At 59.5% G+C, this 26017-nt stretch carries 21 protein-coding genes; 7 read left to right on the plus strand and 14 right to left on the minus strand.

Going from position 1 to position 26017, the window contains the following annotated elements:
• Positions 1-26: 26 nt before the first annotated feature.
• The 5 genes from B7449_RS12675 to B7449_RS12695 form a co-directional block, all read right to left on the minus strand.
• A complete protein-coding gene (locus B7449_RS12675; protein ID WP_235721078.1) occupies positions 27-2159 on the minus strand; it encodes a putative bifunctional diguanylate cyclase/phosphodiesterase in 2133 nt (710 codons plus the stop codon).
• Positions 2160-2308: 149 nt separating this feature from the next.
• Positions 2309-4012 carry an OprO/OprP family phosphate-selective porin gene (locus B7449_RS12680; RefSeq protein WP_048883678.1) on the minus strand — a complete coding sequence of 568 codons (1704 nt, stop codon included), beginning with the start codon at positions 4010-4012 and terminating at the stop codon, positions 2309-2311.
• A 176-nt stretch (positions 4013-4188) separates the two neighbouring features.
• Positions 4189-5181 carry a phosphate ABC transporter substrate-binding protein PstS gene (gene pstS, locus B7449_RS12685; protein ID WP_039732673.1) on the minus strand — a complete coding sequence of 331 codons (993 nt, stop codon included), beginning with the start codon at positions 5179-5181 and terminating at the stop codon, positions 4189-4191.
• Between the two features lie 259 nt (positions 5182-5440).
• Positions 5441-6898 (minus strand): mannose-1-phosphate guanylyltransferase/mannose-6-phosphate isomerase, encoded by a 1458-nt coding sequence (locus B7449_RS12690; protein WP_048883675.1) that lies wholly within the window; start codon positions 6896-6898, stop codon positions 5441-5443.
• Positions 6899-6948: 50 nt separating this feature from the next.
• Positions 6949-7623: a hypothetical protein gene (locus B7449_RS12695; protein WP_039732672.1), complete on the minus strand. Its 675-nt coding sequence runs from the start codon at positions 7621-7623 to the stop codon at positions 6949-6951.
• 170 nt (positions 7624-7793) lie between these two features.
• Between B7449_RS12695 and B7449_RS12700 the strand changes: the two genes are divergently transcribed.
• The gene (locus B7449_RS12700) at positions 7794-9071 is read left to right on the plus strand and encodes a histidine-type phosphatase (protein ID WP_199858350.1); all 1278 of its coding nucleotides are present in this window, start codon (positions 7794-7796) and stop codon (positions 9069-9071) included.
• Between the two features lie 123 nt (positions 9072-9194).
• On the opposite strand, the gene B7449_RS12705 is transcribed toward B7449_RS12700, so the two are convergent.
• On the minus strand, positions 9195-10574 hold the full coding sequence (locus B7449_RS12705; protein ID WP_039732670.1) for a site-specific DNA-methyltransferase: 1380 nt from the start codon (positions 10572-10574) through the stop codon (positions 9195-9197).
• Positions 10575-11763: 1189 nt separating this feature from the next.
• Between B7449_RS12705 and B7449_RS12710 the strand changes: the two genes are divergently transcribed.
• The 4 genes from B7449_RS12710 to B7449_RS12725 all read left to right on the plus strand — a co-directional run bounded on the left by B7449_RS12710 (position 11764) and on the right by B7449_RS12725 (position 16145).
• Positions 11764-12483 (plus strand): helix-turn-helix transcriptional regulator, encoded by a 720-nt coding sequence (locus B7449_RS12710; RefSeq protein ID WP_039732669.1) that lies wholly within the window; start codon positions 11764-11766, stop codon positions 12481-12483.
• A 296-nt stretch (positions 12484-12779) separates the two neighbouring features.
• A complete protein-coding gene (locus B7449_RS12715; protein WP_039732668.1) occupies positions 12780-14348 on the plus strand; it encodes a hypothetical protein in 1569 nt (522 codons plus the stop codon).
• Positions 14345-15148 (plus strand): glycosyltransferase family 2 protein, encoded by an 804-nt coding sequence (locus B7449_RS12720; RefSeq protein ID WP_048883676.1) that lies wholly within the window; start codon positions 14345-14347, stop codon positions 15146-15148. The genes B7449_RS12715 and B7449_RS12720 overlap by 4 nt, the downstream gene beginning before the upstream one ends.
• A gap of 46 nt (positions 15149-15194) precedes the next feature.
• A complete protein-coding gene (locus B7449_RS12725; protein ID WP_235721146.1) occupies positions 15195-16145 on the plus strand; it encodes a glycosyl transferase in 951 nt (316 codons plus the stop codon).
• Here the strand turns inward: B7449_RS12725 and B7449_RS12730 are convergent.
• The 3 genes from B7449_RS12730 to B7449_RS12735 are packed head-to-tail and all read right to left on the minus strand — an operon-like array spanning position 16122 to position 16871.
• Positions 16122-16382: a hypothetical protein gene (locus B7449_RS12730; RefSeq protein ID WP_167335757.1), complete on the minus strand. Its 261-nt coding sequence runs from the start codon at positions 16380-16382 to the stop codon at positions 16122-16124. The genes B7449_RS12725 and B7449_RS12730 overlap by 24 nt on opposite strands.
• Positions 16383-16410: 28 nt before the next feature.
• Positions 16411-16566: a hypothetical protein gene (locus tag B7449_RS21330; protein ID WP_167335758.1), complete on the minus strand. Its 156-nt coding sequence runs from the start codon at positions 16564-16566 to the stop codon at positions 16411-16413.
• Between the two features lie 20 nt (positions 16567-16586).
• Positions 16587-16871, minus strand: coding sequence for a hypothetical protein (locus tag B7449_RS12735; protein ID WP_039732664.1), 285 nt, complete (start codon positions 16869-16871; stop codon positions 16587-16589).
• A 133-nt stretch (positions 16872-17004) separates the two neighbouring features.
• On the opposite strand from B7449_RS12735, the gene arfB reads away from it, so the two are divergent.
• Positions 17005-17412 (plus strand): alternative ribosome rescue aminoacyl-tRNA hydrolase ArfB, encoded by a 408-nt coding sequence (arfB, locus tag B7449_RS12740; RefSeq protein ID WP_039732663.1) that lies wholly within the window; start codon positions 17005-17007, stop codon positions 17410-17412.
• A gap of 34 nt (positions 17413-17446) precedes the next feature.
• Here arfB and B7449_RS12745 read toward each other — a convergent pair whose 3' ends face one another.
• From B7449_RS12745 to B7449_RS12760, 4 genes are all read right to left on the minus strand, one after another.
• Positions 17447-18112 carry an HAD family hydrolase gene (locus B7449_RS12745; RefSeq protein WP_039736761.1) on the minus strand — a complete coding sequence of 222 codons (666 nt, stop codon included), beginning with the start codon at positions 18110-18112 and terminating at the stop codon, positions 17447-17449.
• A 487-nt stretch (positions 18113-18599) separates the two neighbouring features.
• On the minus strand, positions 18600-20102 hold the full coding sequence (locus tag B7449_RS12750; RefSeq protein WP_039736762.1) for an efflux transporter outer membrane subunit: 1503 nt from the start codon (positions 20100-20102) through the stop codon (positions 18600-18602).
• Positions 20102-23227 (minus strand): efflux RND transporter permease subunit, encoded by a 3126-nt coding sequence (locus tag B7449_RS12755; RefSeq protein WP_039736763.1) that lies wholly within the window; start codon positions 23225-23227, stop codon positions 20102-20104. Before B7449_RS12755 ends, B7449_RS12750 begins: the two co-directional genes overlap by 1 nt.
• A gap of 6 nt (positions 23228-23233) precedes the next feature.
• Complete coding sequence (locus B7449_RS12760) at positions 23234-24376, minus strand: efflux RND transporter periplasmic adaptor subunit (protein ID WP_039736764.1); 1143 nt, start codon at positions 24374-24376, stop codon at positions 23234-23236.
• A 193-nt stretch (positions 24377-24569) separates the two neighbouring features.
• On the opposite strand from B7449_RS12760, the gene B7449_RS12765 reads away from it, so the two are divergent.
• Positions 24570-25271, plus strand: coding sequence for a TetR/AcrR family transcriptional regulator (locus B7449_RS12765; RefSeq protein WP_235721147.1), 702 nt, complete (start codon positions 24570-24572; stop codon positions 25269-25271).
• 12 nt (positions 25272-25283) lie between these two features.
• On the opposite strand, the gene B7449_RS12770 is transcribed toward B7449_RS12765, so the two are convergent.
• Positions 25284-25796, minus strand: coding sequence for a hypothetical protein (locus B7449_RS12770; protein WP_039736766.1), 513 nt, complete (start codon positions 25794-25796; stop codon positions 25284-25286).
• Positions 25797-26017 lie beyond the last annotated feature (221 nt).

The raw sequence follows: 26017 nt of genomic DNA on the forward strand, positions 1-26017 counted from the left end.
CGCCCAGAAAACGGGACACCCGGCAATCAGGCATAGGACAGGATGGACTGCCGGATCACATCCGAAGGCTGGGGGCGGCCAAGCAGGAAGCCCTGAACCTGATTGCATCCAAGATCATTGAGGTGCGCCCACTGGTCATGTGTTTCCACGCCTTCCGCCGTGATGGGAATATCCATGCTCTGCGCCAGGCTGATAATGGCCTGAATGATGCCTGACGCGCTGCGTTCGGGCAGTTCCTGCACGAAGGAACGGTCGATCTTGATTTTCTGGAACTGGAAGGACCGCAGGTACCCCAGCGAAGAATACCCCGTACCAAAATCATCCAGCACGATACTGCACCCGATACGCCCCAGCTGTTGCAGGATATGGCGGTTGGCGGCGCTGTTCTGGACAAAAATGTTTTCTGTAATCTCGATTTCCAGCCGATGCGGCGCAAGTCCGGAACAGGCCAGCGCCCCTTCGACAATGCTGAGGAAACGCGGGTTCCGCAACTGGATGGGGGACACGTTCACCGCGATCTTGACCTGTTCGGGCCAGTCCGCCGCTTCCTGGCAGGCAGCCCGCAGGACCCATTCCCCCAGATCATGAATCAGCCCGTTTTCTTCCGCCAGGCCCACAAACTGGTCCGGGGGAACCATGCCGTGCGTGGGATGGTGCCAGCGCACCAGGGCTTCACATGCGCTGATACGGTTGGCCGGCATTGAATACAGGGGCTGGAAATGCAGGGTCAGGCCGCTGCTGGCAATGGCCGTGCGCAGTTCATTGCCCAGACGCGCGCGTGTCTGGATTTCATCACGCAGGGCGGCATCGAAGAACTGGAATCCATTGCGCCCCTGTGACTTGGCGCGATACAGCGCAATATCGGCATATTGCAGTAGGGTATCCGCATTATCGGCATCCTGTGGGTACAACGCCGAGCCCACACTGGCGCCAATGACAATATGGTGGCCGTCAATAATGTAGGGACGGCTGACGGTTTCGACAATTTCGCGCGCCCGTCCCGTCAGTTCCGCCTGTGCGGGCACAGTGGGCCAGATAATGGCGAATTCATCACCACCCAGCCGCGCCACCAGATCCTCGGGCCGACTGCATGCCCGCAGCCGCTCCGCCACCAGCCGCAACAGTGCATCCCCCGCCGCATGGCCATACACGTCATTGACCGTCTTGAAGTAATCCAGGTCGATACACAGTAATGTCGCATCCTGTCCGGCAGTACAGACCGCATCCAGACGGGAACTGAACAGCGCACGATTGGCAAGGCCGGTCAGGGGATCATAATGCGCAAGCCGCTCAACCTGCTGCTGGGCAGTACGCTGTTCCGTGACATCATCAGCCACGCACAGTTCCCAGCGCGCGCCCCCGCGTTCATCCGCAATCATGACATGGCGGGTGGCAATGGCGCGCGGGTCCCCATGCTGATTACACAGGACCTGTTCGCGCACGCCCTGCTGCCCTTCCGCCGGACGACTGACCAGCAGGTGACCGATTTCGTCCGTGCCAAAGACCTGCGCGGTATCCTTTTCAATCAGCAGGTCACGCCGGCATCCCATCATGTCCTCGGCCGCACGATTGACCAGCACGAGGTGTTCATGCCGCACGGACCGGACAACCAGGGCAGACGGAATGTTTTCTACAATCGTGTCTATGAACAGCTTGTCGCGTAATATTCTTTTATTGGCCCGGCGCAGGTCTTCCGCCGCCTGCTCCAGGCGGGCGGCGGACGCGACCGCATGGGAATGGGACGCGTTCATCAGGTCCAGAACGGACCCCGTCCCGCGATAGCGTCCGTTATCGGTCACGATATAGCCGCGCAGGAGGTCGTCTGCCTGACCCATCAGGGTCCGGGCGGTAAAATCAGATGCCAGAACCCCGGCGTCGATCAGGACCGGGGCTGTGTCCATCAGTAATGAAACAGGGCGGCGATTAAACAGGGAATGACCGAATTTACCTGACACTTTCAGAAAAAAAGCCTGTCGCTCAACCAGACCGACAGGCACATCATCCTCACCCACAACCGCAACCAGCATCAGTTCCGGATCTGCATGAAAAAGATCGAAAAGACATTCCCCCAGATCAGAAGGCCGGATGACGGGACCCTTCCTGGCGATGTCCCCCATGACAAGAAAGGAGGACGGCCCTGTCTGTGCAGAAATATCCATTGTTCAATTCCCCACATTAATTACTTATTATTATAATTTTTTTATTTAATAACTTATTGCTGAACAAAAAACGGGCATTATGAAAAAGCAGCCTGCCAATATCTGTATGACACTGGCAGGCATGACATCATGAAATGATGGAAAGCATTTTAGAACGCTGCCTGGATACGTCCGGCGACAGAGTTACCGTGACGGCCCATGATGTCATAAAGCGAGGTGCTGCCGCTGCTTGCCTTGTTATCATCGCTGACGATGAAGTGGTTGAAGTCAAGCATGAAGCGGAAGTGACGGTTGGGATACCAGTTCAGCCCGGCCGACCAGACCGTCTGCTGGCCACCGCGGATGGCGTTGGCCGAGTTCAGGTTGCTGTTCAGGTCGGTCACGCTGTAACGCGCGGAAACTTCCAGCGCGCCCCAGTACCCATGTGCGGGATCAAAGGCATGATCCACGCCGGGCGCCGCAAATGCGCCTTCCTTGATGTTATAGGAACGCGGCTTGCCGAAAATGGTGTAGTTGGCCGCACCATAGTAACCGGTAAAGTTGACCGTGCCCTGCTCGGCGGCACTGCCGCTGGAATTGTTTCCGCGCGTGACCCCGATATTATAGTATTCACCCTTCAGCACCAGCCGCTTCCAGCGGAAGCCCAGTTCCGGACCTGCCGACCAGATGCTGCCCACGTTGCCAACGGTTGCACTCAGCAGCTTGGTGGTGGTCAGGTCAACTTCCGGCTGTTCGGCAAATGTCGCCGAACGGTCGTCAGATGCCGTCGCCTGCGCGACCTTGAAGGCGCTGATCGCCGACACGCCGACATGCACATCTATGTCCTTGGACACATAGGGGCGGCCCGCGACACGGAAGGTGCCACCCGTCTGGCTGTCATACCCGGCGGCACGCTTGCCGTAGCTCTGCCCCGTCAGGTAACCCGCAATCCACCAGCGCTTGCCATAATGCAGGGCGCCCACGCTCATACGGGCGTCACCGGCGGCGATGTTACGGACGATATCGGTAATGGCGGGACGTTCCATCATCTCGAATTCGTTCGAGCTTTCGGAATCTTCTTCCGTCACGCGCGGCTGGAAATAACCTGCGGTGATGACTGTGTTATGGAAGCCGGCATAGTTCAGGTTCGCTTCATACAGCGTGGCCGAACCATCTGCATTGGACGACCCGAAATCCGGGGTGATGTTCGCAATCCAGTTCTTGTACCGGAACGAGATGGGGATACGCAGGCGGCGGGCGTTTTCAGTCAGGCCTTCGTAATCGCCCTTGCTTTCCCCACGACGCGGAGACATGCCCATGAAGCCACCAATATCTTCATGGAAGGCCAGGCCGATGGACATGGCATACATCCCGTCTTCAGACGAGATGGTGGGACGCCCACCGGGGAAGCCCACAACCATGCCCCCCATGTGCACGGCTTCTTCCTTTTCCGTCGCCGCACGGAACGACGCCCAGGAGGAGGAGACACCACGGTCGGACGGCGGCGTGCCCAGATCAGCCTTCTGCATGGCGCTGCCCAGGCTGCTGCCCATTCCGCCACCCATGCCGCTATCGCCACCGATATGGATATCGCGTGCGTAGCTTTCGGGCAGCGGCTGGCCCTTGCTTGCTGCAACCCGACGGGCCTGTGCCGCGTTGGCAGCGGGGGTATTGCGGGATTCGGCACGGACCAGGCGCTGGCGCAGCACGCTGATCTGACCGGACATTTCCCGGCGCATTTCCTGCATCTCACGCTGCAGGGCCTGTATCTGCTGGGCATCCGACGCGGATGCTGCATGAGCCTGATGGAAGGAGGATGCGCCCCACAGGGCAGATGAACCAAGCAACAGAGAAACAGCAGACCGGCGGATCATATTAATCATTCCGTAATGAAGGGTGAGTTCATTTAGAATGGGCGCACAATCTTGTGTGTTATGTTTCGAATACAGTTTTATGAAGGATTTATGACAGCCCGGAATACAAAGAAGCCGCCCGGGAACCGGACGGCTTCTTGATGTTGTTACTTATATGTTATTACTTGATGGTTATATTATTTTGCGCTGTCCCACTGCTGCAGGATGTCGGTTTTCACATTCGCGGGCACCGGCACGTAATCCAGACGCAGCGCCGCCGCATCCCCGTTCTTCAGTGCATAGCCAAAGAACTTGCGCACCGCCGGGCCATGGTCCGTCTTGCCCGTCGGTACCGGCACCAGCACATAGGTGGGGGAGACAATCGGCCATGCGCCCGGCCCGGTGGTGTCCAGCAGGTCAACGGCGAAATGCGATGCATCCTTCCAGTCCGCGGCTTCCGCCGCGCGGCTGAAGCTGTCCATGCCCGGCGCGACATAGGCGCCGCTGTGGTTCTTCAGCTTGACGGTCGTCATGTGCGCGTTGGCGGCAAAGGCATATTCGACATAACCGATCGCCCCTTCGGTATTACGCACGGACGCAGCCACGCCATCATTGCCGCGCGCGCCGATCCCGCCGGGCCATGAAATGGATGCGCCAGCACCCTGCCCTTCACGCCATTCAGGGGAAACACGGGCCAGATAGCCGGTGAAAACCGCCGTCGTGCCAGACCCGTCCGCACGGTGCACGGTCGCGACGGGGGTATCAGGCAGCTTCATGCCGGGGTTGAGGGCTGCAATCTTCGGATCATTCCACTGCTCGATCTCGCCACGGTAAATGGCAGCCAGCGTCGGGCCGTCAAGCTGGATCTGGTTGGCGGCAACACCCGGCAGGTTAATGACCGGCACGATGCCGCCCATGACGGTCGGAAACTGGAACAGGTGGGCGTTTTCCAGTTTCTGGCGATCCATGGGCACATCGGACGCGCCAAAATCAACCGTGCCTGCCAGAATCTGGTTCTGCCCGGCGCTGGAGCCTACGGTCTGGTAATTCAGGTTGACGCCAGCAGCACTGCGCCCGTCAGCCCCCCATGCCCCGTAAATGGGCGCGGCGAAGCTGGAGCCGGCACCTGTAATATCCGCGGCATGCGCCATAACCGGCAGCGCGGTCGCCAACAGGGCACATGTAAGCATTCGAGCAGGAAAATACATAATACTCATGTTCTCCGACATGAAGAAGACAGACGTGTCTGGCTATGTCTCAGACATGGGCGGACATTAAAAAACTGCCGAAACAAATAACAATGATATGTCCATGACAGTTTTATGAAGGATTTATGAAATTATCCTGCCTGTCCTGTCGCGTTTCCTGCGCCATGAAATAACAAAGGGCATGGAATGGCCGCAGCCACTCCATGCCCTGCATATGATCGTGCCGTAACGCGACAGCGGATCAGGAACGGCTATAGGCGTCTTCCAGCCGGACAATGTCATCTTCCCCCAGATAGGGGCCGGACTGGACCTCGATCAGCGTCAGGGGAATGCGACCGGGATTTTCCAGCCTGTGTACGGCCCCGAGCGGCAGGTAGACACTTTCGTTTTCCCGCACGAGGATCGTTTCCTCATTACGCGTGACCTGCGCCGTACCTTCCACCACCACCCAGTGTTCGGCACGGTGATAGTGTTTCTGCAGCGACAGCTTTTCCCCCGGTTCCACCACGATCCGCTTGACCTGGAAACGGTTGCCGACAATCAGGGTCTCATAAAACCCCCATGGGCGGTAGCAGCGGCTGTGGGTGGTCGCTTCCTTGCGGCCATCCTTCTTCAGTTGCGAGACAATGGCCTTTACGTCCTGCGCGTGGTCACGGTGCGTCACCAGCACCGCATCATCATTGACCACCACCAGCAGATCTTCCACCCCGGTTACCGCAGTCAGGATGCCATCGGTACGCACATAGCTGTTTGATGTATTGAACACCGCGACATCGCCAATGGTCACGTTGCCATGACCGTCCCTGGGGCCAAGTTCCCACAACGCGTCCCAGCTTCCCACATCGGACCAGCCGAAATCACCGGGAATGACGGTCATGAGGCCCGTGCGCTCGGCCACCGCGTAATCAATGGAAATATCGGGCGAACTGGCGAAGGCTGTCGCATCCAGCCGTTCGAAATCGATATCCGACCTGCGGTCCTGCACGGCCTGCCGCACGGCAGTCAGGATGGCGGGTTCGTATTTTTCCATTTCCTGCAGCATGGTGCGGGCCGTGAATACGAACATGCCCGAATTCCACAGGAACTGCCCTGACTGCAGCATGCGCGTGGCATTCGCAGCATCGGGTTTTTCCACGAAACGCGCAACGCTGTAGGCACCATCATACCCGGCCAGCGGGGCGCCCTTTTCGATATAGCCATACCCCGTTTCCGCCCGGGTTGGCGTCATGCCGAATGTCACGATGCGCCCCGCGCGCGCCACCCTGACCGCAATATCCAGCGCGGACGCGACATTTTCGGGTTTCTGGATCGCGGCATCAGCCGCCATGACCCACAGCACGGCGTCGGGATCGGTTTCCGCCGCCAGCAGGGCCGCCGCGGCAATGGCGGGGGCGGAGTTGCGGCCAACCGGTTCCAGCAGGATGCGCGGCGCGGTAATGCCGACTTCCTTCAGCTGTTCGGCCATGGCGAAGCGATGTTCGTTGTTGCAGACGATAATCGGGTCGGCAAAGCCCGGTCCCTGGCTGCGCAGGGCGGTTTCCTGCACCATTGTCCGCCGGGAGACCAGCGGCCAGAACTGCTTGGGGTACGAACTGCGCGAGACGGGCCACAACCGGCTGCCGCTGCCGCCGGACAGGATAACCGGTATCACTGGCGTGGTAGGATGCTGCGATGTTGCATGCGTGACGGAAACGACCATTCTCACTCCTGAAAAACCGGCGCTGTACAGACGAAAACCGGTGAAAACCTTTAATGAACCTGCTGCCCCGACATACGCAGGACATCCAGCGAGGCACGCAGTTGCATCGCCTTTTCAAAATCGGCGATCTGCTGGCGCCGGTCCGCGAACAGAATGGCGTCCACATGAATGACCAGCTTGCGCAGGCGCCAGAACTGCTCGGCATCGACAATCAGCGTGCGCGACATATCCTCCAGCGCACCAACCTGTATGTATTTGGTATGGTGCACGGGATCATCATGCAGTTCCTCGACAAAGATCGGAACGAAACACAACGGCACCGAACAGGGCGCGGGAACAAAGGGACGTGTTTCATGCCCGTCATAGACCTTGACGCGGCTGATATCGAATTTGCGATATTCCTGCAAAAGCCACGCCATCTGTGCCGGTGGCGCGATACGGGCGAATTCGGCACGGGTAATGTCCAGGAAAACACGGCGGTCGCGTATGATCGTCGCGTCATATTCCGCAAGCTGCCTGGCGTAGGCCGCCTCTTCCTGTGAATGCTTCATCAGGATGTTATGCCTGGCGAAGTTCACGTCGCTCTGGCTGTCCCGGTTCAGGTACACCGCGAAACCGCCCAGCACGCACAGCAGGACAGGCAGGGCCATGCACATCCACCAGTGCCGCCTTGCAAATGCCAGCACGCCCGTATGCTCCAGCGTCTGCGCCGGATGATACATCATCCACCGGTTCTCCCTGACTGTATGCCCGTCCAACAGGAATGTACCATGCGTCAGGCGGTTTCCTGCCCCCAGCAGGCAGGGCCGTTTTTCTGGCCTGTCATACTAGCAGAACAGGCCTGTTCCTGTCATGCAGGGAGATATTCCCTGCCCCCAGCACAGGTTGCGCCTGCATGTCCTGCCTGCCCCTGCATCTTGCCATCCTGACATGCATCGTGCTGCCGGTCGCGGGCACGCAGGCGGCAGCCCCCACGCCGCCAGTTCCGACGACCGGGCCCGTCATGGAACGCGTGGTGCTGGTCGCACGCCACGGCATACGCAGCCCCACCCACCCCATTGCGGAACTGGACGCGCGCACACACCGGCGCTGGCAGACATGGCCCGTCGCCCCCGGCGACCTGACGGACCACGGCAGGCGCAACCTGTCCCTGATGGGGGCGGCACTGGGCCAGTATTACCGGCAGGCCGGCGTACTACCCACGCAGGGATGCAGGGCGGGGGCAGTCGCGGTCTGGTCGGATGCGACGGACCAGCGCACGCTGCAGACCGGCGACATCATGGGTCACGCCCTGACGCCTGGCTGCCCGGTCGCTACCGACAGCCTGCCCGCGGGCACGCACGACCCGATTTTCAATGACCTGCATGCATACGATACACCCGCATTGCAGCAGACGATCATGACCGACCTGTCCACCGCACTGGCGCACGACCGTGACAGCCGTCCCGCCGACGTACGGCAGGCGCAGGCCACCGCACAGGCCGTAGTCCAGCCCGGCGGATGCGCCATGGGCGCGCCCTGCTTCACCGGACCGGACAGGGCCACATGGCACAAAAATGCACCCAAACTGTCCGGTGGCCTGTCACAATCCGCCGACGTGGCGGAGGACATGCTGCTGGAATACGCGCAGAGCATGCCCGATGACGCGATCGGGTGGGGGCAGCCGGACATCCGTCACATGATCGATACCCTCATGCCCGCCCATAACCATGCCAGCCGCCTGATGCGCCGCCTGCCTGCACTGGCCTTTCCACGCGGGCACATACTGGCGGGCATGATAACGGAACTGGTGGCAGGTAATGCCGTGCGCGAACCCGATGGCGACATGATTGCGGCCAGCACGCCGGTTGTCCTGTTTGCAGGCCATGACAGCACGCTGGATATGCTGGCGGCGATCTTCGGCCTGGACTGGTCCTTTGCCGACATGCCCGATCCGACCGGCCCCGACACCACGCTGGGGTTCGAGACATGGCGCATGCCCGATGGACAGCAGCGGGTGCGCGCGGTCATCTTCCATCAGGGGCTTGATGCGCTCCGCACGGAACAGGCCATCACGGTTCAGCCTGACATCCTGCCCCTGCGCGCCTGTCAGTCCGGAACGGATGGAAGCTGCACGCTGGCCGATTTCACACGGGTTTTTACCAGCCGCCTTGCTGCATACCGGCGGGACTGAAACCGTCGCTGGCAACTGCCTGAACAGCCCAGCTTACGAAACAGCCCACGAATTCCGGGAACGTTCTGGTAGACCCCCGGGAAAGGTCACCTTTTTGAACAAAGGCCGTACCCGGCCCCTTCTTCAGCTTGCGCTGGCCGCTGCATGCCCGCCCGGAACGGGCATATCCGCATCCTGCACCGAAGGCGGCATGGCCACCCGGCAGAACCGGAACCCCGTGCCCGCGCGGGCATGGCGCGCCAGCACATGCGCCAGACGGGGCTGGGTTACGGTAGTGGCAATCCGTTCATCCATTTCCATAACCACAAAGCGGCGCGTTCCCCCATCTGTCGCGTTCAGGTCCATGACAGCCTGCGCTGTCGTGCCCGATCCGCCAAAGGCATCCAGCACCACGGCACCGGGATCGGGACACAGCGCCCGCAGCAGGTATGTCACCAGCGGAAGCGGCTTGGGATAGTCAAAGCGGACACCGCACCGCGCCAGCGCGGCCGATGCCTGCTGCACCGTCCCCATACCCTGCAGCACGGTCAGGATATGGCTGGGCTGGTCCTGACGGTCCTTTTCCATGAACACCGCCCCACTGGCGGTCAGGTAAAAGCGGGTTTTCAGCCCCTGCCGGTCGGTAATATCCTCAAACCCCGCCGCAATGAACGCCGCGCACTGCCGACGCGAACTCCATCCACTGCGCAGGGTGACGGGATGCACCAGCCGTCCCGCGCGGACCTCCATCGGCGTGGTAAAGCGTGGCCAGAAGGCGGGATCCGCCGGGACGGGAATGACGCCATGGTCAAAGCTGGCGGGAAAACCGGCAGGCAGCACCAGATCGCAGACCGGATTGCGCGGTCCGTTCTTGACAATGGTGTTGCGAATGACCGGCCGCCGCAGCTTGCTGCGGGCGCCGACCTGCGGGGCCAGCACGCGTCCGGGAACGAAACGCCGGGCATCGCGCGCGAACACCACCACATATTCATGGTTGGTCTTGATGCGGCTGTGGTTATCGATATTGCCGGTATTGACCCAGACAAAGGTCGCCAGAAAATTATCCGCTCCGAACACCTCTTCCATCAGCAGGCGCAGGCGGGGGTATTCACGGTCATCGATGCAACAGGCAATGACGCCATGTTCAGCCATGAGCCGCCGCAGGTACAGCAACCGCGGATACATGAGACATAGCCAGCGGTCCTGCCGCGACAGGGCGCGGGCCGCCGCCGGACCCAGTGCTGCATCCAGCCAGTGCAGGCCTGCGGGCGCGCTGGCGCTGTCATCATACAGCCAGTCGCGCCGTCCCGTATTATAGGGCGGGTCGGTCAGCACCATGTCCACCCGTCCGGCATGATCGGGCACAAGCGCATCCAGCGCCGCAAGGTTGTCCCCCAGGATGATCCTGTCGCCCCCCTGCGCCGCCCCACGGGACAGGGCGGGATCAACCTGCAGCACGCCCCGGCGCATCCGTTCCAGATAAACGGTGACGGCGTGCTTGCCCTCCCATTCCAGCGTGGCCACGTACCCTCCGTCCCTGCCTGCGCAATGCCTGCCCCACTATCCCGCAATCCGCCCCTTCAGGGAAAGACGGCAGGGCGGGGCGATGTTGAACAGGTCATTTTTCATATGCATTAAGATTGATAATAACATGACAGAATCGAAGCCGGACAGACCTGCGCGCAGGAAAATCCGGCCCAGACGCCCGCAAATCTCGCTGCGACGCATGAAACCCTATCGGATCATGCGACTACCCCGATTGCGACATACAATGCCCGAGATCGGGCCCGTTACCTTGCTGCAAGCGCATGCTGGCATATGGTCGCCAACGTATTCCCGCCGTCACAGATGGCGGGCAGGGCAGTTCAGGCGGATCGAAAGACACGACACCACGATCGCCACCCGCGACCTGGCCATTCCATTCCGGATCAGACAGCCTCTACCTACCGCCGCCGCAAACGCGGCCGGATGCGCCGCCACATGGATCCGGCTGCAGGCACGGACTCTTCCTTGCGCGCGGCATTTCATAATGAACCGGAGCAGTCGTGACATCGCACGCGCATGGTCTGATACCCGTCGCCACTCCGCCCGAACCGAAAGGCGCGCTCCCCTTTATCCATCAACCCGCACGTCACGGATGAAACGCGGCCTGTGCCCGCACTGGCCCTCCCATTGATCGGGCGGCGTTGAAATGAAAGGGGATGATGTCTTTCGAAGCTTTTTGCAAAAAGCTTCACCAAAAACGTTTTTCGGATTTATGGATTGTGTCGTGCAGTGAATATCATGAACAAACTATGGTAAAATATCTAAAATATAAATTATTGAAAAATAATATTAAAATATTACGGTAAAAGTACGATATTAGCGAATGTAAGAAAGATAACGTGAAGTTGAGGAAATACTTCCACCCTTTATACAGAAATATACCCTGAACATATCAACAATTTAACAGTAATTATATACACCATACAAATATTACTATTTTATTTGTAAATATATACATTTCATATTCGTTCATGCCATCCAGAACAACCCTTCGAATAAACAATACTAAATTAGTTTTTAATAAGGCGCCGAAGTAACTTCCCACCAGAATGGATATGTCCCTGCCTCCCTGATTGTTCATTTTCCTGCCGTATATGGTGCTTCGGCTGTGAATATGATATTTCCACCTAATGTAATTTATAATTACGTTGATACAGGATACGGTTTTTTGAGTCGCGACCTACTTAACAGCATGGCCATGGATACAATGGAAGCCATGCTGAATACCCGCACCGTGGATGAACTGGCCGCCCAGTTTCATAAAGCCGTCAACCTGATCGGAGATTTTTACTGTGTCGCGGGCATCATAAAGAAGTTCCAGCCCGGCGGCCTGCGCCCCACGACATCCAGTTATCCTACATCCTGGACCAGCCATTACATGGGCAGCGAATACGGGCGGGTGGACCCGGTACTGCGCCGTGCCATGACCAGTGCCACAGGGTTCGGATGGCATGCATGCGACCCGGTGAAACAGCAGGAAAAGGCGCTGGTGACCGACATGCATGACTTTGGTATACATGACGGGTTCGTCATACCGATCCATGGGCCGGATGCCTCGGTCTTTCTGGTCAATTTCGGACAGCTTGCGCGCAAAATGGTGTCACCGCGCATGCAGATCGCCCTGACAACGCTGACCATGCAGTATTACCAGCAGTACCGCCGCCTGACGACGCCGCCCGAACCCCAGCCACCCGCACTGACACAACGCGAATGCGAATGCCTGGCATGGGTGGCCAATGGCAGGACCACCGTGGAAGTCGCGGACCGGCTGATGCTGAACGAGAACACCGTCAAATTCCATCTCAAGAACGCACAGCGCAAGCTGGACTGCACCAATCGCGTCACCACGGTGCTCAAGGCCATCTCCCTTGGCCTGATTGTCATCTAGCAGTTGTCCGCCCTGATCGCGGATCATGCCTGCGCTGCGACGGGCAAATCCGCGCCATCTATCCGGTGACGCGCCCATGTCGCGACAGGATGATGCGGGCGCATGACACGGCACGATTTATGTAACGCTGGTACAGGATACATCCTGCAGCCCCTGCCTTACCTGCAATCCTGATTGAAAATAAGCCTGCGGAATAATCAATTATTAATTGATCTCCCCTAGCAGAATGTCTGTGCGCGCCCGACAGGCGGCATTGCCGCCCGTTATTCCTTCCCGCCTCAGCCAAGGTAAAGACAGTGCCCGCGGACCCGCTGCTGACGTTGACCCCGACCGAACAACAGGACCTTGAAACAGTAAAGGAATCAGGTCTGTTCGACGCTGATTTCTACCTTTCGGTCCACCGGGACGTCGCCGGGTCGAAAATCGATCCCCTGATCCACTACATCAAATATGGCTTTCGGGAAGGACGCCAGCCCAACCGCAATTTCCGTCCCGGGCCATACCTGCGCCAGTATCCGGACGCGGGGGCGGACAACCGCAATCCCTTCATTCATTTCATCAGGACGCATGGGGGATGTCATATCGCCCACCACGGATTGCTGCCCCGCTTCCATCTGGAAGACCTGAGCGTTGGCGCGAGAACACTGGAACAGCTCCCGTTTTTTGAACCTGACCTGTATCATGACATCAACCGGGACCTTGAACGCGCGACAACCGACATGGCCGAACATGCCCTGCTGTATGGCGTGCCGGAAGGCCGGCGCATTTTCGGCGCACTGCATGTCTCACGCACCCTTGGCGCGCTGTGCGTGGCGAAAGGGCTGGATGATGCGGACTATATCACCCCTGACGGCGCGATACCTGACAGTGTCGGGATCTATTACAACTCCAACGGCAATGTCTTCATTCATGAAATCGCATCCGACCTGCACGCCACCCTGTGCGATGCGGGACTGAACTGCGCCCTGCTGGATGAAAACAGCAATCCCGACACCCGGCCCGAACTGTGCATTTTCGTCGCCCCGCATGAATTCTTCCATCTGGGACGCGGGCAGGACTGGGCCACGGGGGCAATTATCCGTGACGCGATCATGTTCAACACCGAACAGCCGCAGACATTATGGTTTGAACGCGGCATTCCCTTCCTGCTGATGGCGGCCGGCGTTATCGACATCTGCCACCAGATGGCGGAAAGTTTCCGGCAGGCCGGGCTGCCCGCCATCCATTTTACACCCAATATCAGCACCGAAAGCACGTATCTGCACAAAAGCGACATGCAGCACGCCATGGTGCGGATCCTGCCACCTGCATGCCGCAGGCGCCCGGACCGGAACACGCCCTTTGCCGACCGGCTGCTCGACATCAGTTTCTTTGGGGGCGCCTCGACCCATCGGGAGGCATTCTTTGCCCGCAATGCCGCCTTCTTCGCGCAGTTCCGCAACTACTTCTATTATCGCAAATTCACCACGCCGATAGACAGCAGCCCCCGCGACAATCCATTGTCACGTCTGGCGTCCCATGTGGCGGGGCATTCGCGCATTGCGCTGAACATCCACCGCGATGATTACGGTTTTTTTGAATGGCACCGCATCGTCAAGGGTGCGATGGCCAATGGCAGTGTGGTCGTCTCCGAACCCTGCCTGCCGCATCCGGTCTTTCGCCCCAATGAACATTTTCTGGAAGAAAGCGGCCGCCACATCCCCAACCTGATCGAATGGCTGCTGCATACGCCCGATGGTCAGGCAAAGGCGGAGGAAGTGCGCCTGAACGCCATCCGGGCCATCGATACCCCCGCCCATAACCGGGCCCGCTGCGCGCGGATCCGCGGGTTCATTTCGCATGTATGGAGCACGCCGGAAACATGAGCATCACCGCCCCATGGATGGCCACGGGCCAGACCGCGTTCACTTTCCGCAGCCGTCGCAAGAAACCGCTGGACCTGGTCAGCGTATGCATCACGAATTTCAATTATGGCGACTATGTCCTCGACGCCCTGGACGCCATCGCCGCACAGACCCACGCAGCCCTTGACCTGATCGTGGTGGACGACCATTCGGACAGGGATGACTCAGTCGCCCTGATCACGGCGTGGATGGAGGAAAACCACCAGCGTTTCTGGCGCTGCACCCTGATCGTGCATACCCGCAACCAGGGACCGTCCGCCGCCCGGAACACGGCCTTCAGGCATGCCGTGGGTGCGTTCGTGTTCGTGATGGATGCCGATAACACCATCTACCCCCGCGCCATTGCCCGACTGCATGAAGCAGCCCGCGATGGCGGGTTTGACGCCACGTACTGCCAGCTGGAATATTTTGACAGGGAACAGCGCATCGGGTCGGCTGACATATGGGACCCCGCGCAGATGACGCGGGAAAACTACGTTGATGTCATGGCCCTGATCCGCCGGCAGGCATGGGCCGACGTGGATGGCTACAGCCATATTGACCAGGGCTGGGAAGATTATGATTTCTGGCTGAAATTCATCGACCATGGCTTTGAGGCAGCTTACGTGCCCGAAATCCTGTGCCGCTACCGCATGCATGGCAATTCACGCACCACGAATGATGCATGGGCCGCCCATGAAAGCCTGCGCGGCATCATGGCGTTCCGCCATCCCGAACTGACTGCGCGCTACCTTTCTGCCACCTCCGACATGAAGGCATAACAAAGGGATATTTCCGCCTTCCCGGCTTGTCCCTATGATGCCGGGCATGACACCGCCCTCCCCCAGTTCCCCCCTACCCGCGACCAGCCGCCGGATTGTCGTAACCGGATGCGATCACGCCTATTTCCATCTGGTGACCGAACTGATCGCGTCCGTACGCGACCATGCCGATACACCCATCGGGGTCATCGACTGCGGGATGACGGCACAACAGGTCGCGCAACTGACGGCATGGGACATTCGGGTCATAACGCCCTGCCTTCCCGACTATGCCCCGAAACAGGCGGTCAGGAAGCGGCCCAGCCTTGCCATCAACATAAGCAAGCTGTGGCTGGACCAGATGCTGCCGGAATTTGATCTGTTCCTGTGGCTGGATGCCGATACATGGGTGCAGGACGGCCATGCGCTTGAACAGATGTTCGCCGCGGGGGAAAGCCGCACGCTGGCCATTGTGCCGGAAATTGGCGCCAAGATCGCCAACCTGCTGGGGGTGCGCTGGATCTGTCCGGGGTGGATGCAGATCCGCTCCTTTCTTTACAAAAACGCCAGCCGCGCACGCCTGCCATTCCATATCCGCACGCGCATCGGCGCGAAGCCGCTGCTGAACGCCGGGGTGTTCTGCCTGCACCGCAATGCGACGATCTGGCCCGTGCTGCGCCGGTGGCAGGCCCTGATCCTGCCCCGTCGCGGCATGGCCTTCACCCAGGACCAGCTCTGCATGGCGCTGGCGGTGTATGTGGATGACCAGCCCGTCACGTTCCTTGACAACAGTCACAATTATCTTGGCCCGTGGCTGCTGGATGAACGCACGGGACAACTGGCCAACCTGTTCTTTCCCCATGCACCCGTTGGCATCGTTCACATGGCATCACAGAAAGCCATGCGCAGCGCACTGGACAACACCATGGCCATTCCCACCATTCAGGGCGGCACGGCTGCGGTCAACCTGCGTTACGCCGGCATGCGCGGCCTGTTACGCAGGGCCAGCAGATCCTGATCCGGTCTTTCTGGCCGCCTGCACGCGCTCGGCAGCACTGCGAAGCTGTTCGGCAAGGTTAAGGGCCAGTTCGGGTGGCAGCACGGTCACCACGCGCTTATTGCCCTTGGGCATGTGTTCGGGCGCGGTCGCCATGAACAGGTCCATGACCACAATGGAATCCTGCACGGCTTCCGCCCCGCAGCTGACGGTGGGATAGACCACAGCCCGGCCGGCTGCATCGCGTTCTTCATTCATGATGGACATACCTTGTCATGCGCCCGGGCTAGCGCGCCGTGGGCGGGCGCGTCTGCTCACGCCGCAGTTGCAGGTTAAGCGCCTGTATCGTCTTGCGCGCCACGGCCAGTTCGTCACGCATACGCGCCAGTTCCGCCTTCAGCGCCGCGATTTCAGCCCGCAGGGCGGGGGGATGATCAGCCATCTGCACACTTCCTTATGATATCAGGAGGGTTTGATACCGGAATCGAAACGGGTACGCACCTGGTCAAACAGGGTCCGCGCCGCCATGTCCTTTGCATCGGTATGTTCGATATGGTGGCGCATGTGCGCCGCTATTTCATCCGCATGCAGGACCTTTGCATCCACCAGCATCTGCATAAGGTCCATGATCACAAGCTGCTGGGCCGCAATCATCTTGACCACGGGCATCACCTTGGCCTGCGCCGCATCGCCCGCCGCCTGCGCAAGGGCCTTGCGCAACTGGTCCGTGACCACCTCATCATTCATGATTGTGCTACTCCGCTCTTGTCATCATGCGACAGGCATGGTGATAGCAAACGGCCAGCACAGCAATGCCGCCCATGCAGGGCGGCCCATAAGCCTGCGATATACCTTCCGCCCGACAGGACCGTAAACCGCCATGTCACCGCCCATCATACCCGATGATGAATTACATGTGACCTACATACTGGCATCCGGCCCCGGCGGGCAGAACGTCAACAAGGTTGCGACTGCGGCCCAGCTTCGCTTTGACGCCCGCAATTCCCCCACCCTGTCGGGCCGGGTCAAGCACAGGCTGATCGAGGTGGCGGGCAGCCGGATGACCGGCGATGGCGTGATCGTACTGACGGCCCGGCGCTTTCGCAGCCAGACCCGCAACCGCGAGGACGCGGTCGCCCGCCTGCATGACATGATCGCGCAGGCCAGCGCGGTACAGGCCTATCGCGTGCCCACCCGTCCCTCACGCACGCAGCGCAGGAAGCGGATGGACAACAAACAGCATCGCAGCCGCATCAAGCAGGGCCGCAGCGGTCGGTATACCGACTGAAACGCACTGCCTGCCCCACCCGTGTCACGGCTACCTACGCAGCGGCCTGCTTCTGTTCCGTCATGATCCGCTGCAGCAGCGGCACGAATTCCGACAGGTGCCCGATACGGATCAGGCCCGGCCATTGCGGCGCGGGACGCGACAGGTCACGCAGCAGCACGCAGGCCATGCCCGCACGACGGGCGGCTTCGGCGCCGGCATCGGAATCTTCCAGCACGATACAGTTGCCCGGCGGGACATTGTCCTGCTCGGCCGCATACAGGTACAGGTCGGGCCGGGGCTTGGGCATGTTCAGGTCGCGCCCGGAGTGAATGCGTTCTTCATCCAGCATCTGGTCCAGACCCGTGCTGCTGAACTTCGCGTCCATTTCAGCCATGGATGAATTGGATCCGATCCGCACCGGCAGACCAAGATCGAGTGTGGCTTTCAGCATGTCTTCCGCGCCGTCCACGGTCTGGGCGTCGGTTTTCATCATGGTGACGATACGGTTCTGGACCTGCATGTCCCAGTCAGCGGGCAGTTCCTTGCCGCTTTCCTGGGCGATCCGGTCACGGATCTTGGCCAGTTCGCCGCCGGTAAACAGTTTGTTCGCCTGCTCGTCCGTAATGTTCCAGCCGTATTTCCGGGCTTCCTGCGCCATGATGCTGGTGGACAGGTATTCCCCGTCGACCAGAACGCCATCACAATCGAAAATAACCATACGCAACTTCCCATCGGGACGCACGGCAGCGGGCAGTTGATTATCGGATTTGCTATGTAAATTCAAAGTTCAGACCCTACCTTTCATGCACTTCTTGCACGCCGAAACAAAAACATATTGCGCCAGAAGCCATGCATTATAGATATGGGATGATTTTTGATATTGAAAGAACAAAATTTACATTTTTTTCGCAACTCATTAAATGATGAAATATATTTATTATTTAATGCATTTTTAAATTTATTTAATGTTTACATTTGGTATTAATATTGAATTTGGCAGGCTTCTATTGTTATTCTTTAAATTTACTCATGTATTACTATGCATTTTTGCACATGGAACATGTTCGCGATCCCGCAGGTGTTTCCTGAGCGCGACACCCGGAAAAACTTTATATTTTTCATTCGCTTAAACACAATTACGGCCCGATCATGCTGCCTGCATGTCGGGCCGTAATCCATCATATGCCAGTCGAGTCGCAGGGCACCTAGCCCTTGCGCACGGCCTTCTGCCCCTTCGCAGGCTGGGGCGTTGGCGTATGTTCGGTCCAGCCGCCGCCAAGGGCGCGGTACAGCGTCACCAGATTCTGGTACCGCGACACCGAAATGGAAATCTGCCACTGCTGCGCCTGCAAATAACTCCGCTGCGAGACAAGAGACGTCAGGTAGGAATCCGTCCCCGCATTGTACCGCAGCATGGCCAGACGGTAGGCATCACCCGTTGTAGAGACATAGTTGTCCATCTGCCGGGTTTCATCACGGTAGGTATCGCGTGCGGCCAGCGCATCCGCCACCTCGCGGAAGGCGGCCTGCACCGTTTTTTCATATGCCGCCGCCTTGTACGCCCGCATGGCGCGCGATGCCTTCAGGTTACCGCTGTTCTGTCCCCAGTTCAGCAACGGCACCTGCAGCTGCGGGGACACGCCCCACGTTGTCGCAGCCGACGTAAACAGCTTATGCGGCTGCAGGCTGCTGATCCCGTCAGATGCCGTCAGGGTAATGCGGGGATAGAATGCCGCCTTGGCCGCACCGATATCCGCATTGGCCGCCAGCAGGTCGTGTTCCGCCGCCATGATATCGGGCCGATGTTCCAGCACGTCCGCCGGCAGGCCCGGCGGCAGGTCCTGCATGATTGTCTGCTGCCCCAGCGGGTACGCCGGGGGCAGGTTGGCGGGAATTGGCTGGCCAATCAGCATTGTCAGCAGGTTTTCGTCCTGCGCCACATGCCGGCGTGATTCATCACGGAAGGCACCGCTCTGCGCGACCTGTGTTTCGGTCTGGCGCACGGTCATCTCATCCGTTTCACCATGGGCGAAACGGGCCTTGACCATATCCAGCGTCTGCTGTTGCGACGCCATCGTCGCATCCGACAGGTGAAGTTGCGCCTGATCGCCCAGCCACGAGATATAGGCTGTAGCAACCTGCGAGATGATGCTGATCAGCATCGCGCGGGCATTTTCACGCTGCATGAGTGCATGTTCCGCGGCCTCCCGCGACATGCTGCGGATACGCCCGAACAGGTCGATCTCGTACGACGAGACGCCAATGCCCATCTGGTAATATTTGAACATGGGCGGATGCCCGGTATCCAGACCCGGCGCGAAGCTCAGACCAGCGGCGTCCGATGGTCCCTGGAACATCGCCTCGCCGCCACCACTGATGGCGGGAAACAGGCTGGCATGCTGGATATCAAACTGTCCCTGTGCCCGGCGGATGTCGGCCGCGGCCTCCCGCAGGTCGCGGTTTTCACGAATCGCAATGGCGATCAGCGCCTTCAGCCGGGGGTCGGTAAAGAATTCCGACCATCCCAGATCAGCCGCCAGCGGGTTTTCCACCACGGCGTCCCCGGTCGTGGCATAGGCGGGCCATGTCCCGGCCAGTGGCGGGGCAGGACGCTTGTAATGCGGGATCATGGTGCAGCCCGCCAGCAACGTCGCTGCCAGGCCAGTCGTCGCTGCCCGCCTGAATGTGGAGAGAACGGTCATCTGCATTACTCTCCCTTTGCCCGTTCGGACATGCGCTGCACACGGAACAGGCGCAGCACGACCACAAAGAACAGCGGAACGAAATAGACAGCCAGCAACGTCGCCGTCACCATGCCCCCCACCACGGCCGTGCCAATCGCGATACGCGCGGCCGACCCTGCCCCCGTTGCGATCGCCAGCGGGAACACGCCCACCACGAAGGCAATGGATGTCATAAGGATGGGCCGCAGGCGTTCGCGCCCGGCTTCCAGCACCGCTTCCTCCAGCGTCGCGCCATTTTCAAAAAATGCCTTGGCGAATTCCACGATCAGGATGGCGTTCTTGACCGCCAGCCCCACCGTAGTCAGCAGACCGACCTGGAAATACACGTCATTGGCCAGCCCACGCCCCAGGGTCGCGACAATCGCGCCCAGCACGCCCAGCGGAATGACCAGCAGCACGGCAAAGGGGATGGCCCAGCTTTCATACAGGGCGGCAAGGCAGAACAGGATGACGATCATGGCCAGCGCATAAAGCGGCCCGGTGGAGGCGCCCGACGCCATCTGTTCAAAGGACAGGCCCGTCCATTCATAACCGATGCCCTTGGGCAGCTTGGCCAGGATGTCCTTCATCGCGGCGATCGAATCACCCGAACTGTAGCCTGCCGCGGGCTGGCCAAGGATTTCAAAGGCATTGAGGCCATTATAGTCCTCCACCTTCTGCGGACCCATGATCCATTCACCGGACACGAAGGCGTTGAACGGCACCATGCCCCCCGTGAGATTGCGGATATACCACCTGTTCAGGTCATCGGGGATCATGCGCGCATCCGGCTCGCCCTGGATATAGACCTGCTTCACGCGGTCATCGCGCAGGAACTGGTTGACGTAGATCGACCCCAGCGCGCCCTCGATGGTGGTATTGATGTCCGCGATGGTGATGCCCAGCGCATTGGCTTTTTCACGATCGACATTCAGGTGGAACTGCGGCGCGTCCTCCATGCCGTTGGGACGTACGGCGGTCAGGCGATGGTCCTTCGCCGCCATGCCCAGCACCATGTTCCGCGCTTCCAGCAGCTTGGCATGGCCAAGATGCCCACGATCCTCCAGTTCGAGGTCGAAGCCGGTGGCGTTGCCCAGTTCCAGCACGGCAGGCGGGTTGATGGCGAAGATCTGCGCCACCGGATCCATCCAGAAATGCATCATGATGCGCATGGCGATCGCAGCCGAGGTCTGCGATGCGGCGGGCCGTTCATCCCAGTCCTTCAGGCGGATGAAGAAGGCACCGGCACTCTGCCCCTGTCCGGCAAAGTTGAACCCGTTCATGGAATAGACGGATTCGACATTTTTACCTTCGGTCCTGAGGATATAGTCGGCAACCTTGCGGTTCACCGCTGCCGTTTCCTCCAGCGTGGCGCCTGCAGGCATGGTGACCTGTCCGAAGATCAGGGCCTGATCCTCATCGGGCAGGAAGCCACCGGGCAGGCGCATGAACAGCCAGCCCACGCCCAGCGTGATCACGGCGAACACCAGCATGGACAGGCCGGCATGTCCCAGCACGCGGGACACGCCCTTCTGGTACCCATTGGTCAGGCGGCTGAAATGACGATTGAACCAGCCCGCGAAACCGGTGGTCTTTTCATGACTGCCCGGCTTGAGCATGGTCGCACACAGGGCCGGCGTCATGACCATGGCCACCAGAACCGACAGCCACATGGCCGCGACAATAGTGATGGAGAACTGCCGGTAGATCACCCCGGTTGACCCGCTGAAGGCGGCCATGGGCAGGAATACCGCCGTCAGCACCAGCACGATGCCGACCAGCGCGCCCGAAATCTCGTCCATGGACTGACGGGCGGCTTCCCGGGGGGAAAGCTTTTTTTCCGTCATCACGCGCTCGACGTTTTCCACCACCACGATGGCGTCATCCACCAGCAGGCCAACCGCCAGCACCATGGCCAGCATGGTCAGCGTATTGATGGAGAACCCAAGGACGGCAAGGATGCCGAACGTGCCCAGCAGCACCACCGGCACCGCAATCGTCGGGATCAGGGTAGCGCGGAAGTTCTGCAGGAACACCAGCATCACAAGGAACACCAGCGCAATCGCCTCGATCAGCGTGATGATCACGTCTTTGATCGACAGGACGATGAAGGGTTCGGTATCCAGCGGATAGACGGTCTTCAGCCCCGGCGGGAAGAACTGTTCCAGTTCCTTGATCTGCTCGCGCACCGCCGTTTCTGTCTGGAGCTGGTTGGCGCCGGGGGCGAGTTTCAGCGCCATGCCGGATGCGGGCATGTTGTTGTAGAAGGAATGGGTATTGTAAGTCTGCGGCCCCAGTTCCACACGGGCGACGTCACGGATGCGCACCTGCGAGCCATCCTGCTGCACCTTGAGGAGGATCTTTTCGAATTCCTCGGGCGAATGCAGGCGCGTCGGTCCGATGATGGTGGCGTCCAGGCGCGCGCCCTTTACGGCGGGCACGCCGCCCAGCTCACCTGACGAGACCTGTATGTTCTGCGTCTGGATGGCGGTCTGCACATCGCCCACCGTCAGGCCGTATTTGTACAGTCTGGACGGATCGAGCCAGATGCGCATGGCGTATTCCGCGCCAAACAGCGTATGGTCGCCCACGCCCGTCACGCGGCTGAGCGGATCAGAGATGTTGGACGCCACGTAGTCGGCGATATCCGCTCCACTCATGCTGTTGTCGGTCGAGATGAAGGCGATGACCATCATGAAGTTCTTGACGGCCTTCGTGATGCTCAGCCCCTGCGCCGTCACTTCCTGCGGCAGCCTGGGCTGCGCCAGCTGCAGCTTGTTCTGCACCTGCACCTGCGCGATGTCGGGATTGGTTCCCTGCGCAAAGGTCAGGTCGATTTCCATCTGCCCCGATGCATAGGACTGCGCGGAAATGTATTCCAGATGATCCAGCCCGAACATCTGCTGCAGGATGGGGCGCACCACCGTATCGTTCACCGTATCGGCCGAAGCGCCGGGATAGGTGACCGAAATTGCGATCTGTGGCGGGGCGATGCTGGGATACTGGGCGATGGGCAGGCGGAAGATCGACACCCCGCCCACCAGCATGATGATCAGTCCGATCACCCAGGCGAAAACGGGCCGGTCGATAAAAAAGCGCGACAGAGACATGGGGGCTTATCCTGCCTTGGCCGGGGCGGATACATCCGCTGGGGTCACGGTATCGCCGGAGTGAATCTTCTGCAGACCCTCAACCACCACGCGGTCGCCGCCCTTCAGCCCGTCCATCACCAGCCAGTCAGTACCAATGGCCTGGCTGACGGTAATGGGACGCAGGTTCACCCTGTTATCGGCATCGACCACCCAGACCTGCGGGTCACCATGGGAATTCCGCTGCACCGCCTGCTGCGGCACCAGCAGGGCCCTGGGGTCCGTGCCTTCGGCCAGCTGGGCATGGACATACATGCCCGGCAGCAGCAGCCGGTCCGGATTGGGCATGACGGCACGCACCACAACCGTGGCGGTGGCTTCATCCACGTTGACTTCCGAAAACTCCATCCGGCCGGAATGTTCGTAAGTGGTGCCATCCTCCAGCGTGATGGTGATGGCGGCGGCATTATCGCCTGCACGCGTCAGCCGTCCCTGCGCCAGTTCGCGCCTGAAGCGCAGCAGTTCGGTTGCCGGCAGGTTCACGTCCACGTAAATCGGGTCAAGCCGGGTGACGATGGCGACATTATTGGTCTGGTTGGCGGTCACCAGCGCACCAACGGTCAGGATGGAACGGCCAATACGTCCGGTAATCGGCGCATTCATATGGGTATAACCCAGATCGACCGTGGCGCGCTCCAGCTGGCCTTTCGCGCTCAGGACATCACCCTGTGCCGCACGTTCAGCAGCCAGCGCGTCATCATATTCCTGCTGGCTGACGGCATGGGCCTTGAGCAGCGGCCCGTAGCGGTTCAGCTTGGCCCGGGTCGTGACTTCGTTGCCCTGCGCATGCAGCAACTGACCCTGCGCGCTGTCCACTGCCGCCTGATAGACGCGGGGATCGATCTGGTACAGCTGCTGTCCAGCCTGCACGTCGGTGCCCTCGACAAACAGGCGCTGCTGGATGACGCCGCTGACCTGTGGACGGACCTGCGCGATTTCAAAGGCTTCGGTACGGCCGGGCAGCATCGTATGGATTTCCACCGGCTCGGCCCTGAGTGTTACGACCTTGACCGGCTGCGGCGGCAGCTTGGGGGAGGCCGCATGCCGCTGACACGCTGCCAGGGCAAGTATCAGAGCCGCCGGGGCTACGACACGGGAATAATGCATCATGGTCACCAACCGGCTTGCAGGCCGTTATATATAAAAATGTTTCTGAATCACGGCTGTGTCGTTTGCCGCACATAGCCGCCATAAGAAAGCCAAATAACGAAACCATTTGGTTTTCAATGAATAGAAAACTATATCGTCTCCATAAGCCGGTCAAGCAGCACAGCCACACAAAAGCGGGCGGAGCATATTACGAATGAGCAAGAATGGACATGGCGACCCCACGCCCGCGCCGCACGATTGCGACAACCGGCGACGGGGGCCCGGCAGACCACCAGAAATGGAGGAATGCGAACGCCGGGAACGCATTCTGGATGCCGCCAGCGAAGTGCTGCAGCAATGCGGCTACCATGCTGCGTCGATGGATAAGGTGGCGCAGCATTCCGCCATGTCGAAGCGTACGCTCTACCAGATGTTCCATTCCAAGCAGGACCTGTTCCATACCCTGATCAACACCCGCCTGTTCAACGTCACGCCGGATGAATGTCATTACCGCGACAACCCGGCGGAGGAACTGACGGAACTGCTGATGAACCTTGGCCGCATCATCCTCAGGCCGGACCGTATCAGCCTGATCCGCGCACTGATTACCGAATCACAGGAATCCGCCGATATCCGTCAGATCCTGACCAGCCTGCGCGCGGGTGGAAAGGAAAACGTGCTGACCGGCTGGCTGGACCGTTATGTCCGTCAGCACCATTACGAAGTCAGCGATATCTGTATGTACAGTAACATGCTGTTTGGCATGACAATTGGCGACATGATGTTACAGAGTCTGGCCTGCGCATCCGGCACTGCGTGGATTGAACAGAATATGCGACCACGCTTTCACAAGGCCGCACGGATCTTCCTGGCTGGTTTCCAGCAGGAATGTGCCGGCAACACCACCCCCCGGTAAAGGCTGAGAATGTCAGAGTTTCTGACGCATTTCCTGCCTGATCGCATTGCATTTTCTGGTAAATACGCTGGCCTGCGATGCCGTCATGAAATTGATGATGAAGGCCCCGACCAGTGAGCAGAACGACAGGGAAATGACGACCTTCCCCGTCACGCCAATGATCGCATCGTAATATTCTGCCGAATACCACAATAGGAACATACTGAGTACAGCCCCGAGAAAACCAAGGATTCCTGTTGAATGAATCAGGGAATCCTCTTCATTGCTGAAAGCTGAGGATTCCTTCCACAGCATATACAGCTTCTGGTTCATCTCATCGACCTGACAGTCATGTTCAAGCTGTGCAGCGCTGGTCACCTTGCCTGGCGCGGACCGATGCATGTCCAGTTCCTGCTGAGCCTTGGCGAATACGCGCCGACGCTCTTTTATGGCGGGCAGACTGATGTCCACAAAACTGAGGATAGCAACATTCAGTCCTGCCGATAGCTGGACAACCGCCTGAAAGTCCCCCCATGTCTGAGTCATGTGGCTTCCCCTTTCCCACATATACCTGCCGCAAGGATACTGTAAGGAAAAGCACAGCAGGAGATCGCAAAATCGTTAGGCAGGGCTGCATTTGGCTATGGCAGCCAACCTTGCCCCGAACGCAAAAAAGCCACCCTTATGGGTGGCTTTTCTCTTGTCTTTTCAGACGCTTATATCTGGTTGCGGGGATAGGATTTGAACCTATGACCTTCAGGTTATGA

Origin of the sequence: Komagataeibacter intermedius TF2, from assembly GCF_000964425.1 — a bacterium.
Classification (GTDB): Bacteria; Pseudomonadota; Alphaproteobacteria; order Acetobacterales; family Acetobacteraceae; genus Komagataeibacter; species Komagataeibacter intermedius.